Here is a 16839-nt window from a genome sequence, read left to right on the forward strand (position 1 = left end):
AGATCAACACTCAAGAAAAGACGTCATGCCAGCGCGTCGAGTTCCTCGTCGGTCAGTGTATCGGGAAGCACGGTGACGGGAATGGGGAAAGCCGCTCCACGGCCGGCGACGGACGAAACCAGCGGTCCCGGCCCCTCCTTTGCGGAGCTTGCGGCAAGGACGAGGATCGCGATGTCCCGGTCCTCCTCGATCACGGCGTTGATCTGCTCGGCGGCACTGCCTTCGCGGATGACGATCTCCGGCTCGATGCCGATCGTCTCCCGCACCAGCTGCGCCGATTTCGCCACGACGGCCTCGGCTGCCTCACGCGCCTCGGCCCGCATGATCTCTTCCACGCCCAGCCACTGCTGAAAGTCGCCTTCCGGGATCAAGTAGACGAGCACGAGGCCGCCATTGGAGTTTTTTGCACGCCGGCCCGCATAGTGGACGGCGCGTTGGCACTCGGGCGTGTCATCGATGACCGCCATGAATTTGCGGCGATGGCCTTCGAGCCGGGAGAGTCGTTTTGATACCATGGAGCGGACTCTGACACGCGATCTTGAGGATTTGCAAGTCCTCGTTTTCACCTGAACCGATCGCTGGCAAAGCGATGGGATCAGGCAGGCACGAGGCCGTAAAGCAGCATGATTTCCTTCACATGCTCGATGTCGGGCTTGCCGACGACATTCATGGCCGCGGCGATTTCCTCGAAATAGCGACGGCCGATCAGTCCGGGAGTCATGGTGATCAGGACCCGGGCAGTCTCCACATGAAGGTTCTCGTGGGTGTGCACGAAGCCGCGTGGAATGAACACCGTTTCACCTGGGTGTACCTCGTGCTTCTTCCCGTCGACGGTGGTCGTCATCGTCCCTGATATTCCGTAGATCACCTCGTCCACGTCGCGGTGGAAATGCGCAGCCGGCACTCTGGTTTGCGAAGGTACGACGAACTCGAACATCACGAGGCTTTCCGAACTCTGATCCTCGTCGATCAGGAACCGGACTTCCATGGTGCCGATCTGGATGAGCCTGCGATCACGCATCAGAGCCTCCAACGGGTTCGATGAGAGTACGCCGTGGTCCCCGGTTCGACAAGTCCGGGCCGCCCGGGCCGCCCGGACGAGGTATCAGTGGAGGAAGCCGACGATGTCGCGGACTTCCTTCATGGTCACTTCGGCGCGGGCTCTGGCGCGCTCGCCGCCGTTGCGCAGGATCGCGTCGATGTGGCTCGTATCGCTCATCAGGCGGCGCATCTCGGCAGTGATTGGCGAGAGAACAGTGACGGCCAGATCAATCAATGCCGGCTTGAAGACCGAAAACTGCTGGCCGCCGAATTCGGCCAGCACTTCGGTCTTGGTCTTGTCGGCAAGTGCCGCATAGATGCCGACAAGATTGTCGGCTTCCGGGCGACCCTTGAGGCCGTCGAGCTCACCAGGCAGGCCGTCCGGATCGGTCTTTGCCTTGCGGATTTTCTTCGAGATCGCGTCCTCGTCGTCCATCAGGTTGATTCGCGAGAGGTCCGATGGATCGGACTTCGACATTTTCTTGGTGCCGTCGCGCAGCGACATGACACGCGGGGCCGGACCATCGATCAGCGGCTCCACCATCGGGAAGTACGCATGCACCGGCTCGTTGCCGACGGTGATGTCGATGCCGTAGCCCGCCCTGCGGATGTGCTCGGCATAGTCGAGGTTGAACTTCATCGCGATGTCGCGGGCAAGCTCAAGGTGCTGCTTCTGGTCGTCGCCAACAGGAACATGGGTTCCGCGGTAGGCCAGAATGTCGGCGGCCATCAGGCTCGGATAGGCATAGAGGCCTAGCGAGGCCTGCTCGCGGTCCTTACCGGCCTTGTCCTTGAACTGCGTCATGCGGTTCATCCAGCCGATGCGCGCGACGCAGTTGAAGATCCAGGCGAGTTCCGCATGCTGTGGCACGGCCGACTGGTTGAAGACGATATGCTTTTCCGGATCGATGCCTGACGCGATGAAAGAGGCTGCGATCGAACGGATCTGGTTCGGCATGTCCTCATGCACCAGCTGCGCCGTCAGCGCATGCATGTCGACGACGCAGTAGATGCAGTCGTTGCCGTCCTGCAGCGCCACGAACTTGCGGATCGCGCCGAGATAGTTGCCGAGATGGAGATTTCCCGTCGGTTGAACACCGGAGAAAACGACTTTCTTGAATTCGCTCATTCTGGCCTCGATTAGGCTTGTGGAGGGCCCCAGGGCCAACGGCCCATGTTGCTAACGTCGCGGCTTATGCACGGGGGAGGGGCAGCAATCAAGGGGCTCGGATCGGTTGGCTGTCGACCGGGACAGTCCTCCACGCGCGCCTCATCCGTCACGCGGCCTCGTCACTTGTGGTTTGACCATGCCATTCACTAGGACGGGGTACTGGAAATTGCCGCGAAGGAGTAAAAATAGATGGCGCTTCCCAGCGCCCGTTCGGCGGTTTTTGCGCGCAACTCCGGTCGCTCTGCATTCCCCTCTCAACGTCGCCCGGGGAGAAGCTTACGGTTCCCCCGGGGACCTTGTGCGCGGCACAGCCAAGTCCGGAGCTCAACTCGGCAAGGCATTCGCTCTGGCCGCCGTCTCCGGAGGGAGACCACTTTCTGAGAACCCTGGATGAGAGAGCATGTGTCGGTCTCCCGCACCCAGCCGGCCCCACCTCGCCGCAACGCCTTGCGGTGATCCGACGACGGGACGCGGGGATTGTAGATACGGGTTTGGGGAAATCGATTTTAATTTTTCTGTGAATTTTCTAATTCAATTTTAATTGTGCGGTAATTTATACCTCTTTTTAGGTATATTGAATTTATCAAATCGACGTAAATAAGGGGGTAAGAAAGGTATCACCAGTAATAAATTTCACAAAATCGCCATTTTTGGGGAATGCGTTTCCGTCCGCAAATATGAGCATCGGGCTTTGCCGATGTCGTTCTCGGGGGGGAATAACCATGCATACTGCATTTTCCATCGCGATTGCCGGACTTTTCAGCCTTTCCTGCTTTGACGGCGTTAGTGCCCAGAACGTGCGTAGATTGTCTATCGGACCTTTGAAACATCCCCAGGTCGTTGCCTACACCCTGCAAAACGTCAGCGTGCGAGCGAATTGTTTTCCGCCGCAACTGAGGGGGATTCTAGCTTATATTGCCCTGAAAACAGGACGCCGCCCGCTGGTCACATCGGGCTTCCGGCCGCATTCGGGACGGTCGCATTCGCAGCACCGCAACTGTGCCGCCGCCGATATCCGTATACCGGGGGTCTCGGATCGAACGATCATCGCGATCGCTGCCGGCGCGCCGGGCATAGGCGGCATCGGCCGCTATTGCAACGGCATAGTCCATGTCGACGTCGGCCCGAAGCGGCGATGGGTCTACTGCTAGGACGCAGGCTGCCTGGTGAGGGCTTCGCCTGAAATCCCGCTCTGTGATTTAGATCAGGATTCAGATGTTAGTTCGATTAGACGTACCTGAAGTCATCCTGATCTAGCCGTCCGTCTTAACAGCGGGCTTGCGGTTGATGTTGCGCCGGATCATGCCGAGGTTTGCGCCGCCGATCAGGAACGCGGTCGCGAAATAGACGATCATTGCAATGCCGATCAGCAGGCCGAGCGTTCCGACCTTCGTTACCAGCGGTGCTGCGGAAGCCAGCGACGGTTCCCAGCGGTGCTGCAGATACACGATCACCCCGCCCATGACCGCCGCCGAAATTACGAGCAGGGCGGCGCGGCGCGCGAGCGCCCATTCCCAGACGAGGTGGCCGCGACGCAGCAGCGTGCCGAACAGCAGCACGGTGCTGATCCAGCCCGCTGTCGCCTCGGCGACGGCGATGCCGGGCGCACCCAGACGTGGAAACAGCGTCAGCGCAGTGGCGCAGTTGATGGCGACGGCGACGGCCGAAAACCGCATCGGCGTCTTGGTGTCCTCGCGGGCGTAGAAGCCGGGCTGCAATGCTTTGATCAGCACGAAAGCGGGCAGGCCGATACCGTAGATCGCCAGGATGGAGGCGACGATCGCTGTGTTTTCCTGATGGAAGGCGCCGCGTTCGTAGAGCACGCGGATGATTTCGTCGGAGAGAATCCAGAGCGCGAAGGCCGCCGGGATCGTCAGGAACAGGACGAATTCGATCGAGCGGTTCTGCAGGTTCCCGGCCTCGCGCAGATTGCCGCCCTTGAGCGCCCGCGCGAGTTCCGGCAAAAGCACCACGCCGACGGCTACACCGACGACGCCCAGCGGAAGCTGATAGATGCGGTCGGCATACTGCAGCGCGGCAATGGCGCCCTCGCGGCTGGAAGCAATTGCCTGGCCGATCATCTGGTTGATCTGCGTAATGCCGCCCGTGACGGCTGCCGGAACCGCAAGGATCAGCAACCGTTTTACGTTGGGCGTGAAGCGGGGAAAGCGAAGCCCGATGCTCATGCCCGCGTGAAGGACGCCGAAATAGACGACGACAAGCTGCAGCACGCCCGCTACGAGCACGCCCCAGGAGAGATACCATGCGGTCGCAAGCGGTTCCGCGCCGGTGTAGAGCGCATAGAACAGCGCGCCGATCATCACGATGTTCAGGAAGACGGGCGCAATCGCAGCTGCAAAGAAATGATGCAGCGAATTCAGCATGCCGCTCATCATCGCCGTCAGCGACATGCACATGAGGTAGGGGAACATCACCGCAGCCATGCGCACGGTGATCGAGAACTTTTCCGGATCGTTCGTGAAGCCTGGCGCGATGACGAACCGCACCAGAAGCGGCATCGCCAGTTCCATCACGATGGTGATGAGCAGCAGCACTGAAAACAGGACACCGAAGACTTCCTCGGAAAAGCGTTTGGCACCGTCGATACCGTTCGCCTCGATCTCCTTGGCGAACAGCGGCACGAAGGCGGCGTTGAACGCGCCCTCGGCAAACAGCCGGCGGAACAGGTTCGGAAAACGGAAGGCGGCATAGAAGACGTCGGCCATCGGGCCGGTGCCGAGAGCTGCCGCCATCAGCGTTTCACGGGCAAAGCCGAAGATGCGGCTGCCGAGCGTGGCGCCGCCGACGGTGGCGAATTTCTTGACAAGGCTCATGCGTAAAGGCTCATGCGGTTGAATCCGCTTTCTTTTCAGTCGGGGCGCCGCTGCGTTGCGTGGTCGCCGGCGCGATGATGCCGGAGGGCATGCGCTCGCGCAGCTCGTCCTGCTCCTCGGCCATGACCGCCTTCATACGTGCGGTGATGTTTGATCGCTTGCTGTCGCCGGAGATCTTTTGGCCAACAAGGTCGGTGACGTAAAAGGTATCGATCACCTTCTCGCCGAAGGTGGTGATGCGCGCCGACTGGATGTCGAGCGACAGGTCGGAGAGCACGGCAGTCACCTCGGACAACAGGCCCGGCCGATCTAGGCACTCTATCTCGATGACGGTGAACTTGTTCGACAGGCTGTTGGAGATGTTGACCGACGGCGGAATGACGAAGGCCTTGCTCTTCTTGCGGTTCTTTGCGCGGGTGGCGATCACCTCGGGCAGGCGCTTGCGGCCGGAAAGAACGTCCTCGATCATCCGCCCGATGGTGCCGGCCCGGCGAAGCTCGTCTGCATCGTCCTTGAACTCGCGGCTGACATGGATAGTGTCGAGCGCACGGCCGTCCGATGTCGTGAAGATCTGTGCGTCGACGATGTTGGCGCCGGCGGCTGCGCAGGCGCCGGCGATGACGGCAAGCAGGCGCGGGTGGTCGGGCGAGAGAACCGTGATCTCGGTGATGGCGTGGAAGCTGTCGGTGCGCACCATCGTGGCCAGCGCCTGGCCCGATTTGTCGGCCTGGCGGATGAAGCCGGCGTGGCGCACCTGGTCTTCGAGCGGCACCGAAAGCAGGTAGGGCTGGTAGTGCAGCCTGCTGTAGATCTTACGGTCCTTCTGGTTCCACTCGGACAGCGCGTTGAACAGCGCCTCGGCCGCGAAATTGGCGCGCTCCTTGCGGGAGACTTCGGAGAAGCCGCCGGCGAGCAGCAGCTCGGTTTCGTAGTAGAGCGTGCGCAGCAGCTGCCCCTTCCATCCGTTCCAGACGCCCGGACCGACGGCCCGGATGTCGCAGATCGTCAGGATCAGCAACATTTTCAGCCGTTCGAGCGACTGCACCCGGTCGGCGAAGTCGGTGATCGTCTTGCGGTCGGTAAGGTCGCGGGTCTGGGCGACCATGGACATGGTCAGATGTTCCTCGATCAGCCAGACGACCGTCTCCGTCTGTTTCTGCGACAGCCCGAAGCGGGCGCAGAGTTTACGGGCGACGCGCGCCCCGGCGATCGAGTGATCCTCCTGGCGGCCCTTGGCGATGTCGTGCAACAGAACGGCGACATAAAGCGCGTCGCGGTCTTCGATCCCGGGCATCAGCTTGTTGGCAAGCGGGTGCAGGTCGTCGGCCTTGCCCTTGTCGATTTCCGACAGAACGTCGACGGTGCGGATCAGATGCTCGTCCACCGTATAGTGGTGGTACATGTTGAACTGCATCATGGCGACGATCTTGCCGAACTCGGGGATGAAGCGGCCGAGCACGCCGGCCTCGTTCATCCGCCTGAGGATAAGCGCCGGATCACGCTTGGAGGTGAGGATGGACATGAAGAGGCGGTTTGCCTCCTCGCCTTCCCGAAGCGTGTTGTCGATCAGGCTCAACGACCTTGTAACGCGCTTCAGTGCATCCGGGTGGAATTCGAGCCCGTTGATGTCGGCAACATGGAACAGGCGAATGATGTTGATGGGATCGCGCTTGAATACGTCGGGGCTGGCGAGCGCGATACGGCCACGATCCTCCATGAAATCGGTGCTGCCGGCAATCTTGCGGCTGCGATGGGCAAAGCGGCTGATGACGCCCGACAGTCCCGGCGTCGACTTGGCCTGCTGGTCTTCGAGCGCTGCGCAGAGAATGCGCGTGAGATCGCCGACATCCTTGGCCACCAGGAAGTAGTGTTTCATGAAACGCTCGACGGCCGAAAGGCCGGGGCGTGAATGGTAGCCGAGTGCCTCGGCGATCTCGCGCTGGATGTCGAACGAGAGCCGTTCCTCTGCCTTGCCGGTCAGGAAATGCATGTGGCAGCGCACGGCCCAGAGGAAGTCGTCGGCCTTTTCGAAAAGCCGGTATTCATGCCTGGAGAGAACGCCGAGGGCCACGAGTTCGGCGGTGTCACGGACGTGGTAGTAGTATTTGGAGATCCAGAACAGCGTGTGCAGGTCGCGCAGTCCGCCCTTGCCTTCCTTGACGTTCGGCTCCACGAGATAGCGGGTGTCGCCAGCCTTGCGGTGGCGCTCGTCGCGCTCGGCCAGCTTCGCGGCGATGAATTCCGGGCCGGTGCCAGTGACGATTTCCTTGTCGAAGCGCGTTTCGAGGTCCGTCTCCAGCGACTTCAGACCACAGATGAAGCGCATCTCGAGGATCGCCGTGCGGATCGTCATGTCGGACTTGGAAAGCGCGATGCATTCTTCCAGCGTGCGGGTCGCATGTCCGACCTTGAAGCCCATGTCCCAGAGGACATAGAGCATAAACTCGACGGCCCTGTGGGTTTCTTCCGCCGGTTTCGGCTGGAACAGGAAAAGCAGGTCGATGTCGGAGCCCGGCGCCAGCGTATCGCGGCCGTATCCGCCGACGGCTGTCACAGCGAACTTGTCTTTCTGCGCTGGAAAGACATACGCCGTCGCGAATCCGTAGAGGACGGTGATGATCTGGTCCTGCAGCCAGGAGATGCGGCGGGCACAATTGAGGCCGCTGCCGTCGACGGAAAGCAGCTCGCGTGCCTTGTCGCGGCCTTCGCTGCTTGCCTTCTTGAGGATGGCCAGCAGGTCGGAGCGCATGACATCCGGCCGGTTCGTGCTGGTCTCGGCCACACCGGCGCACATCTGACGCAGATAGGCAGTGTCGAGGATATCGGAGAAATCGATGGTGTTCGTCATCGCCATGCGCAGGGCGGCTTCCTGTTCGCGCGGCGCGACCGCGTCCGCCTCTCGTTTCGTCTGCATGCGCTATAGCCTCTTTGCCCCGTATTTGACACGGGTTTTCATACTGCAAGAACCTTTAATTTTGGCGAAAAGGTGATGTCCTCCCCCGCGTCGGGGAGAAGCCGGTAAACGCACCGCGATCAGGCTGCGAATTGTGCCTTCATGGAGTATAGGACCTGGCGCGTTTCGCTGGCGATTTCGTCAAGCGTCTCCTTGTCGCATTCGCGGTAGCCTGCCTTGGCGATAGACAGCGCGAGGTCGCAGATCACGGCGCAGCGACGGATAATCTCCAACTTTCCGCAGGGCGAGGCCCAGCCGCGCGGATTGCCGTGCTCGTCGGAAAGCCGTAGCGCTTCGACCGCAGTGAAGATGTTGGCGAGAAACTGCGTTTCGCGCAGCAGGCGGTCCAGGAACATCGGTCAACCCTGCTTGATCTTCTTCTTCAGGTCGTAGAGCGCATCCAGCGCCTCGCGCGGCGTCATGTCGTCGAGGCTCATGTTCTTGAGCGCTTCGTCGACCTTAGACGGCCCGCGTGCGGCATCCTCGCGGCGTACCGCCACCTGAAACAGCGGCAGGTCGTCGATCAACTGGCTCGCCGGGTTCTTGCGGTCGGCGTCTTCGAGCCGGGCCAGCACGTCGCGGGCGCGCGCCACGACCGACGCCGGCAGGCCCGCGAGACGGGCGACCTGGATGCCGTAGGAGCGGTCAGCCGCACCGGGTCCGACCTCGTGCAGGAAGATGACGTCGCCGTCCCATTCCTTCACGCGCATCGTCGCGTTCGATAGCCGCGCAAGCTTCTCGGAAAGCACGGTCAATTCATGGAAGTGGGTCGCGAAAAGCCCGCGGCAGCGGTTCGCTTCGTGCAGATGCTCGACGGATGCCCAGGCGATGGAAAGGCCGTCGAACGTTGCGGTCCCTCGCCCGATTTCGTCGAGGATCACCAGTGACCGCTCGGTCGCCTGGTTGAGGATCGCCGCCGTCTCGACCATCTCGACCATGAAGGTCGAGCGTCCGCGCGCGAGATCGTCGGATGCGCCGACGCGCGAGAACAGCCGGTCGACGATGCCGATATGGGCCGACATCGCCGGCACGAAGGAACCAATCTGCGCGAGGATCACTATCAGTGCGTTCTGCCGCAGGAAAGTCGATTTACCGCCCATGTTGGGACCGGTGAGCAGCCAGATCGCCCCGTCTCTGCCGTCGGTCACAGGCGAGAGGTCGCAATTGTTGGCAACGAAGGGACCGGAGGATTGGCGCCGCAACGCCTGCTCGACGACGGGATGGCGCCCGCCCTCGATCGCAAACATCTTCGAGCCGTCGACGACCGGCCGGCAGTAGGCCTGCTCTTCCGCCAGTAAGGCAAGACCGGCTGCGACATCGACAATGGCGAGCGCCCGGGCGCCGGCCTTGATCGATTCCGCTGAGTCAACAACGGTAGATGTCATCCGGTCGAACGCCGCGAGCTCGATCGAAAGCGCCCGATCGGCTGCGTTGGCGATCCGGCTTTCGAGGTCGGCAAGCTCGGTCGTCGTGAAGCGCATCGCGTTCGCCATCGTCTGGCGATGGATGAAGCGCGCCTTGGCTACGGCCGTATCCGTCATCGGCCCAGCATTGCCGGCTGTCACCTCGATGAAGTAGCCGAGCACATTGTTGTGCTTGATCTTCAGCGACTTGATCCCGGTCTCGTCGGCGTATTGCAGCTGCAGGCCGGCGATCACCCGGCGGGATTGATCGCGCAGTGCCCTGACTTCGTCGAGTTCGGCGCTGGCGCCCTCGCGCAGAAAGCCGCCGTCGCGTTTCAGAAGCGGCAGCTCGTCGCCCAGCGTTTCAAAGAGCAGTTGCGCCAGATCGGACGGCAAGTCGCGCAGACCGGACAGTGCCTCCGCAAGTTCCTCTGGCAGCAGCGCGCCGCCAAGCAACTCGGCCACGTCGGCTGCAGCCTTCAAACCCTGGCGGATCGCGGCCAGATCGCGCGGTCCGCCGCGGTCGAGCGCAAGGCGCGACAGTGCCCGCGGCATATCAGGAACATGCTTCAGTTGGTCGCGCAGGTCGCCGCATAGCGACGGTTCCTCAATGAGGAAGCCGATCGAATCCAGCCGCTCGGTGATGCGGACGGGATCGGTCAGCGGCGACATCAGCCGCTCGGCGAGCAGCCGCGCGCCGCTGCCGGTGACGGTGCGATCGATCGCCTTCAGCAGCGAGCCGTTGCGGTCGCCGGACAGCGTGCGAGCAAGCTCGAGGTTGGCCCGTGTCGCCGGATCGATGAAGAGGGTCGAGGCGGCACTTTCCCGCTCCGGCTTGCCGAGCGGCGGCCGCTCGGCAATCTGGGTCTTCTCGACGTAGGCGACGGCCGCGGCCGCGGCCGCCAGCTCGGCCCGCGAAAAAGTACCGAAGCCGTCAAGCGTCGAGACACCGAAGTAGCGCGCAATGCGGCCCTCCGCCGTGGCGCTATCGAACAGCACGGAGGGCTGCGGAACCGCAGTACGACCGAGAACGTCGAACACCGGCTTCAGCTCGGGATCGTGAAACATCGTATCCGGCAGGATCAGCTCGCGCGGATCAATCCGCAGGATATCGGCCAGAAGCCGCGACGCCTCCGTTTCCGCGAGCCGGAAGACGCCGGTAGAAATGTCGATCCAGGCCAATGCCATCAGGGGTTCCGACGCGCCGCGAATCCGGGTAAGCGCCATCAGGTAGTTCGATTCCGAAGGCGAAAGCAGCTTTTCTTCGGTGACCGTCCCCGGCGTCACCAGCCGGACAACGTCGCGCTTGACGACCGACTTGGCGCCCCGCTTCTTGGCCTCGGCGGGATCCTCGATCTGTTCGCAGACGGCAACGCGAAAGCCGAGCCCGATCAGCTTCTGCAGGTAGTCGTCGGCTGCATGAACCGGAACGCCGCACATGGGAATGTCCTGCCCCATGTGCTGGCCGCGCTTGGTCAGCGTGATGCCGAGCGCGCGGGACGCTGCCAGTGCATCCTCGAAGAACAATTCGTAGAAATCGCCCATGCGATAGAACAGCAGCGAGTCAGGGTTCTTGCCCTTGATCTCGATGAATTGCTCCATCATCGGCGTTGCGCAGGCGCGGCTTTCCTCCGTAGCAAGCTCGGCAGCCGAAAAGGCTTCGTGTCTGGAGTCCATTCGTTCGTTCACGGAGGTGCGTTTTTCCCAAAAAAGAGGTGCCAACCCTATCCGCCCGCCGCTATAGATGACAACCGCGATTGAGGAAGAGCAACGCGTCACCCACAGGACGTTGGAGGAAAAATGCCCGATACCGAAAAGAAGCAGCGGCCGCTGACGTCCGTGACTGACAGTGAAGCGCTTGAGTTTCATGCGATGGGCCGGCCCGGAAAGCTTGAGATCACTCCGACCAAGCCGATGGCGACGCAGCGCGACCTGTCGCTTGCCTATTCGCCAGGCGTGGCCGTTCCGGTGAAGGCGATCGCTGCGGATCCGGCGACCGCCTATGACTATACAACGCGTGGCAACATGGTGGCCGTCATCTCGAACGGCACGGCAATCCTCGGCCTCGGCAATCTGGGGGCATTGGCGTCGAAGCCAGTCATGGAAGGCAAGTCGGTGCTTTTCAAGCGCTTCGCCGACGTCGATTCCATCGATCTCGAAGTCGATACGGAAAATGTCGACGAGTTTATCAACTGCGTACGCTTCCTCGGCCCTTCGTTCGGCGGCATCAACCTCGAAGACATCAGGGCGCCCGACTGTTTCATCATCGAGCAGCGCCTGCGCGAGCTGATGGATATCCCGGTTTTCCATGACGACCAGCACGGCACCGCGATCATCGCCGCGGCCGGCCTCATCAACGCGCTGGAATTGACGGGCCGCGACCTGAAGACGACCAAGCTCGTCTGCAACGGCGCGGGTGCTGCGGCAATCGCCTGCGTCGAGCTTATCAAGGCGTTGGGGTTTGCGCCCGAGAACATCACGCTGTGCGATACCAAGGGCGTGATCTATCAGGGCCGCACCGAAGGCATGAACCAGTGGAAGTCGGCACATGCGGTGAAAACCAAGGCGCGCACCCTTGAGGAAGCCATGAAAGGCGCCGACATCGTTTTCGGCCTTTCGCAGAAGGGTGCCTTCTCCGACACGATGATCCGCTCGATGGCTGAGCGGCCGATCATCTTCGCGATGGCCAATCCCGATCCGGAAATCACCCCTGAGGAAGTTGCCGGCATCCGCGACGATGCAATCATGGCGACCGGCCGTTCCGACTATCCGAACCAGGTCAACAATGTCCTCGGATTTCCCTATATCTTCCGCGGTGCGCTCGATGTCCGTGCCACGACAATCAACGACGAGATGAAGATCGCCGCCGTCAAGGCGCTGGCCAGCCTGGCGCGCGAGGACGTGCCGGACGATGTTGCGGCCGCCTACCAGGGCAATCGCCCGCGCTTTGGCGCCCAATACATCATCCCGGTCCCTTTCGATCCGCGGTTGATTTCGGCGATCCCCGTGGCGGTCGCGCAGGCTGCGATCGATAGCGGCGTTGCCCGAAAGGCGATAGCCGATATGGCCGGTTACGCGCGCGAACTCTCGGCCCGCCGCGATCCGATCGCCTCGACGCTGGCAAGCCTCTATGAGCGCGTGCGCCGCCGCCCGAAGCGGCTTGTGTTTGCCGAGGCGGAAGAAGAGCAGGTGATGCGTGCGGCTCTCTCCTACGCCAACCAGGAGCTTGGCACGGCGATCCTGCTCGGCCGCGAGGACTTGATCCATGCGACCGCCGAGCGCGCCGGCATCGATCTCAACAGGCCGGGCCTGGAGATCGTCAACGCCCGCATCTCGACGCGCGTCGAGGTCTATATCGATTATCTTTACGCACGCCTGCAGCGCAAAGGCTACCTGCATAGAGATGCGCAGCGCCTGATCCATAACGACCGCAACCATTTCGCCGCGTGCATGGTGGCGCTCGGCGATGCGGACGGCATGGTCACCGGCATTACGCGCAATTATTCGACCGCGCTCGACGACGTGCGCCGCTGCATTGACATGAAGCCTGGACATCGTGTGATCGGCGTGTCGATCGCACTCTGCCGCGGCCGCACCGTCTTCGTCGCCGATACCGCCGTCCACGACATGCCGTCAGCCGAGGAGTTGGCCGATATCGCTGTCGAAGCGGCAGGTTTCGCGCGTCGCATGGGTTATCAGCCCCGCGTCGCGATGCTTGCCTACTCCACCTTCGGCCATCCATCGGGCGAGCGCTCGGAGCGGGTGCGCGAAGCGGTCAACATCCTCGACAAGCGCCGGGTCGATTTCGAATACGACGGCGAGATGGCAGCGGACGTGGCTTTGAACCGCAAGGTCATGGAGCAGTATCCCTTCTGCCGCCTGTCCGGCCCGGCAAACGTGCTTGTCATGCCGGCCTTTCATTCCGCCTCGATTTCCACGAAGATGCTGCAGGAACTCGGCGGCTCGACCGTCATCGGTCCGATCCTCGTTGGTCTCGACAAGGCCGTGCAGATCACCTCGATGGGCGCAAAGGATTCCGACATCGTCAACATGGCGGCGATAGCAGCCTACACGGCGGGATCGTAGCCGGGGGTGGTCAGAAATCAATCGACGTCACGCCAGTGGCTCTCCCTCATCCGACAGGCGGGATGAGGGAGTATCCTCTGACGGGCCGATGAAAATCAGCTGGAGAACCGCCCGGCGTCTGCGCCGTAGTAGTTCAGATAGCGATCCGAGATGCTGGCGATCGGAAGAACGATCAGCACATCCGTCGTGTTGAACGCCTGATCGATGACGGCTGTGGAGCCGACCATGGCGCCGAGGCGCAGGTAGCCTTTGATCAGCGGCGGCAACGCTGCCAGAGCCCGCTTCGGATTGACCGCCTCGACGGGCATCAGGTCCATGTCGCGGGCAAGGTGTGGCAGTGCGCCGACCGACCATTCGTCCTTTGCGACGACGTTGTGACGAAGGAACGACAGTGCCAGCGCGTGGCTTTCCGGGTGAACGCCCGGGAACGAGGCGCAGCCGAACATCGCGCTCATGCCATGCTTCAGGGCATAGGCCCAGTTGCCTTGCCAGAGAAGCTCGACGATGCGCTTGGTACGGTAATCAGGCAGAACGCAGGAGCGACCGAGCTCCATGAAGCGCTTATCCGGATGACGCGCGATGAGCTCGTCGATCGCGAACTCGGAAGCCGAGTAAAATCCGCCATTTGCCATTGCGACATCCTGGCGCAGCAGGCGGTAGGTGCCGACGATCTGGTCTTCGCTGTCGCCTTCGATCGAGCGGTCAAGCACCAGCAGATGGTCGCAGAAAGCGTCGTATGCATCGACATCACGCTTGCGTCGCATCGCCTCGGCCGGCAATTGCGCCTGCATTTCCTCGACGAACACGCGGTAGCGAACCGCCTGGGCAGCATCCACTTCGCTCGGTGTGCGGGCAAGGCGGGTTTCCAGATTGCCGATGCGGCCGAGGACATCGCCTTCCTTCGGCGCAGCCGCTCTTGACGGCGGGTGAGCCTCGGTAACGGTGTCACGCTTGAAGATGTCTACGGACATGACGATTCTTTCATTGCCGGCTCTCGAGACGCCATAGAACACTTATATGTTACATGAAAGTGACATTTTTAACCCCCTGATACGCAGGAAACGCAAGGGCTGGTTTGACCCTTATAGCGCCTCAGCGCGGCGTGCGGAGAGAGCGGCGACAGCTTGAACTTCCGTCAGAAGCCTTATCGGATCGACTGGCTTCAGCATGACGCGGTTTGCGCCATTCAGCAAGACTTGGCGACGCGATTCGTCACGCTTGTCTGCGGTCAGGACAATGATCGGCACGGGAGGAACGTCGAGCCGGCGTTCATGGCCGCGTAGCCGGCCAAGCATTTCGATGCCGTCACCGCCGGGCATGGAAAGATCGCTGATGATGATGTCGGGACGCACGCTCCCTTCCGCCAGTGCGGCGTCGAGCAGCGCCTCGAAGTGATCGACATGCTGGACGCTGTGTCCGGCCTTTTCGAGCATGGCGCGGATCAGCATGGCGTTGATAGGATCGTCCTCTGCAAGCAGGATCTTCAGCCCGCTCTGGATGCCCGCCTCCGGAATGGCCGCGCTGAAGCCCGGCTGATTGTCGTTCAGCGCATCGCGCTTTTCCATGCCGCGCATGCGCCCGCGCAGAACGTCGATCAGCGACTGCTCGCGCAGCGGCCGGATCAGCCATGAATCGAACAGATCGAGCGAGTGGGCATTGCGCTCCTCCGGGTTGACCAGGAAGATCTTGCGCAGGCCGAGTGCGGCGATATCCGCGCGGTCGGCAAGGTGTGTCGCGAACTCGCCGGACATGCGGTGATCGACGATGATATCGGTTGGGCGGCGGCCACGGCTGGCTATATCGAGCAGGGTTCGCCGTGCGGACTCGCCGTCCTCGACGAAATGGCAGCTGCCGCCAAGCGTTGCGATCGTTTCGGAGATGGCCGTGCGGGCGGCGCCGGCCGGCGCAAGCAGCACCACGATATTCCCGGCAAGCAGGCCGTCGCGTCGCGCCCGGGTGTGTTCGTCATGTTCGATGCCGAAGCGGATGCTGAATTCGCTGCCGGCTCCCTTTTCGCTGGCGACCGTCAGCGTGCCGCCGAATTCGCGCATGATGCGGGCGGATATGGCGAGGCCGAGGCCGGTGCCGCCGCTCTTCTCGACCATGCCGCCGCCCTGTTCGAATTCGCCGAAGATGCGCGACTGCTCCTCCTCCGTCATGCCGGCTCCCGTATCGGTCACGGTGATCAGCAGGTCGTCGTTCTCAAGCGAGACGCGGATGAAGACACCACCGAGCTGCGTGAACTTTACGGCATTGCCGATGACGTTGAACAGCACCTGGCGCAGGCGCGCTGGATCGAAGTTCATGACATCCGGGACATCCGACGACACCGTCGCGCCAATCTCGATTCCTTTTTCGTGCGCCCGGTGAGCGAGCATCTCGACGACGCTTTCCAACAGCTTGCGCAGCGATTCCGAGCGGGGCCGCAACTGGAAGCGGCCGACTTCGATCGTGGAGAAGTCCAGCAGGTCCTCGACGAGATGGGTCAGTGCATGGCCGGATTGGTGGATGCCGGTCAGGTAGTTCTGCTGCTCCTGCGTCAGTCGCGTCTCTGTCAGCAAATGCGCCATGCCGAGGATGCCGGAGAGCGGCGTGCGAATCTCATGGCTGACCGTGGCAAGCATTCGCGACTTGGCGGCGCTGTTGTACTCGGCCTTCTGCCGCGCCTCTTCGCGCCCCTGGGCGGCGAGGCGTTCCTCGGTCACGTCGCGTGCGATGCTGTGCAAGAGCAGCCGCCCGCCGCTCGCGTTACGCGTGATGACGTCCCGCCAGAAGAAGATGCGTTGTCCCTCAGGCGTCGAGATCTCCACGTCGTAGCGATGGGGTTCGGCTCCGGGCCGGAAGGCGATGCCGATCTCCTCGCAGGTCATGCCCTCGGGCGTGAGCCGACCGGTCAGCCGGCAAAACATGTCGTTTGCGCCGATGATCCGCCGATCCATGGTGCGGGTGACCGTGATGTCGCCAAGTGCGTCGTGGATGCTGGCAAAGAGATCGGCACCCCCGTGGCGGCCGGCAATCGCGCGCTGCTCGGCCGTTGTTGGGGCGATACGCCGTCGCGCAAGAACGGTGACGAAGAGGAGAGCTGCGACTGCGATGGTTCCAAGGCCGATCGAGAGCATCAGCTGCACCCTGGCATAGCCAATCGCCAGCAGGGCGAGCGAAGCGAGAAGGCCGGCGCCGCCCAGCCAACAGGACAGCAGTCTGCCCCTCGCGGCGAGGAAGGAAGATCTCCCGCGGGGTAGGGATGGGGAGGCGATAGTCTCTTGCGCCTGCTCATTTCCTCGATGAGCAGCATGCCCGCCAAATGCGGTAGCCAGCGTTTCATGCAATTGTCCCAGACCGTGCATGTGG

The 16839-nt window shown here is 62.2% G+C and carries 11 protein-coding genes; 2 read left to right on the plus strand and 9 right to left on the minus strand.

Annotated elements, in window-relative coordinates:
* Positions 1-23: 23 nt before the first annotated feature.
* From AC1D2R_RS01705 to trpS, 3 genes are all read right to left on the minus strand, one after another.
* Positions 24-515 (minus strand): universal stress protein, encoded by a 492-nt coding sequence (locus AC1D2R_RS01705; RefSeq protein WP_477964127.1) that lies wholly within the window; start codon positions 513-515, stop codon positions 24-26.
* An 80-nt stretch (positions 516-595) separates the two neighbouring features.
* Positions 596-1021, minus strand: coding sequence for a cupin domain-containing protein (locus AC1D2R_RS01710; RefSeq protein WP_477964129.1), 426 nt, complete (start codon positions 1019-1021; stop codon positions 596-598).
* Between the two features lie 84 nt (positions 1022-1105).
* A complete protein-coding gene (gene trpS / locus AC1D2R_RS01715; RefSeq protein WP_477964130.1) occupies positions 1106-2170 on the minus strand; it encodes a tryptophan--tRNA ligase in 1065 nt (354 codons plus the stop codon).
* A 764-nt stretch (positions 2171-2934) separates the two neighbouring features.
* Here trpS and AC1D2R_RS01720 point away from each other — a divergent pair.
* On the plus strand, positions 2935-3363 hold the full coding sequence (locus AC1D2R_RS01720) for a peptidoglycan L,D-endopeptidase MepK (protein ID WP_477964132.1): 429 nt from the start codon (positions 2935-2937) through the stop codon (positions 3361-3363).
* A 102-nt stretch (positions 3364-3465) separates the two neighbouring features.
* Here AC1D2R_RS01720 and murJ read toward each other — a convergent pair whose 3' ends face one another.
* The 4 genes from murJ to mutS all read right to left on the minus strand — a co-directional run bounded on the left by murJ (position 3466) and on the right by mutS (position 11079).
* A complete protein-coding gene (gene murJ, locus AC1D2R_RS01725; RefSeq protein WP_477964134.1) occupies positions 3466-5046 on the minus strand; it encodes a murein biosynthesis integral membrane protein MurJ in 1581 nt (526 codons plus the stop codon).
* A gap of 10 nt (positions 5047-5056) precedes the next feature.
* Entirely contained in the window at positions 5057-7960 is a 2904-nt protein-coding gene (locus AC1D2R_RS01730) for a [protein-PII] uridylyltransferase (protein ID WP_477964137.1), read from the minus strand.
* Positions 7961-8079: 119 nt separating this feature from the next.
* Positions 8080-8355 (minus strand): hypothetical protein, encoded by a 276-nt coding sequence (locus AC1D2R_RS01735; protein ID WP_477964139.1) that lies wholly within the window; start codon positions 8353-8355, stop codon positions 8080-8082.
* A 3-nt stretch (positions 8356-8358) separates the two neighbouring features.
* The gene (gene mutS / locus AC1D2R_RS01740; protein ID WP_477964141.1) at positions 8359-11079 is read right to left on the minus strand and encodes a DNA mismatch repair protein MutS; all 2721 of its coding nucleotides are present in this window, start codon (positions 11077-11079) and stop codon (positions 8359-8361) included.
* A gap of 123 nt (positions 11080-11202) precedes the next feature.
* Here mutS and AC1D2R_RS01745 point away from each other — a divergent pair, with 123 nt between their 5' ends.
* Entirely contained in the window at positions 11203-13488 is a 2286-nt protein-coding gene (locus AC1D2R_RS01745; RefSeq protein ID WP_477964143.1) for an NADP-dependent malic enzyme, read from the plus strand.
* Positions 13489-13583: 95 nt separating this feature from the next.
* On the opposite strand, the gene olsB is transcribed toward AC1D2R_RS01745, so the two are convergent.
* Positions 13584-14459 (minus strand): l-ornithine N(alpha)-acyltransferase, encoded by an 876-nt coding sequence (gene olsB, locus AC1D2R_RS01750; protein WP_477964145.1) that lies wholly within the window; start codon positions 14457-14459, stop codon positions 13584-13586.
* 111 nt (positions 14460-14570) lie between these two features.
* A complete protein-coding gene (locus tag AC1D2R_RS01755) occupies positions 14571-16835 on the minus strand; it encodes a hybrid sensor histidine kinase/response regulator (RefSeq protein WP_477964147.1) in 2265 nt (754 codons plus the stop codon).
* Positions 16836-16839 lie beyond the last annotated feature (4 nt).

The sequence above is a fragment of the Rhizobium sp. P1_C7 genome (assembly GCF_056406295.1).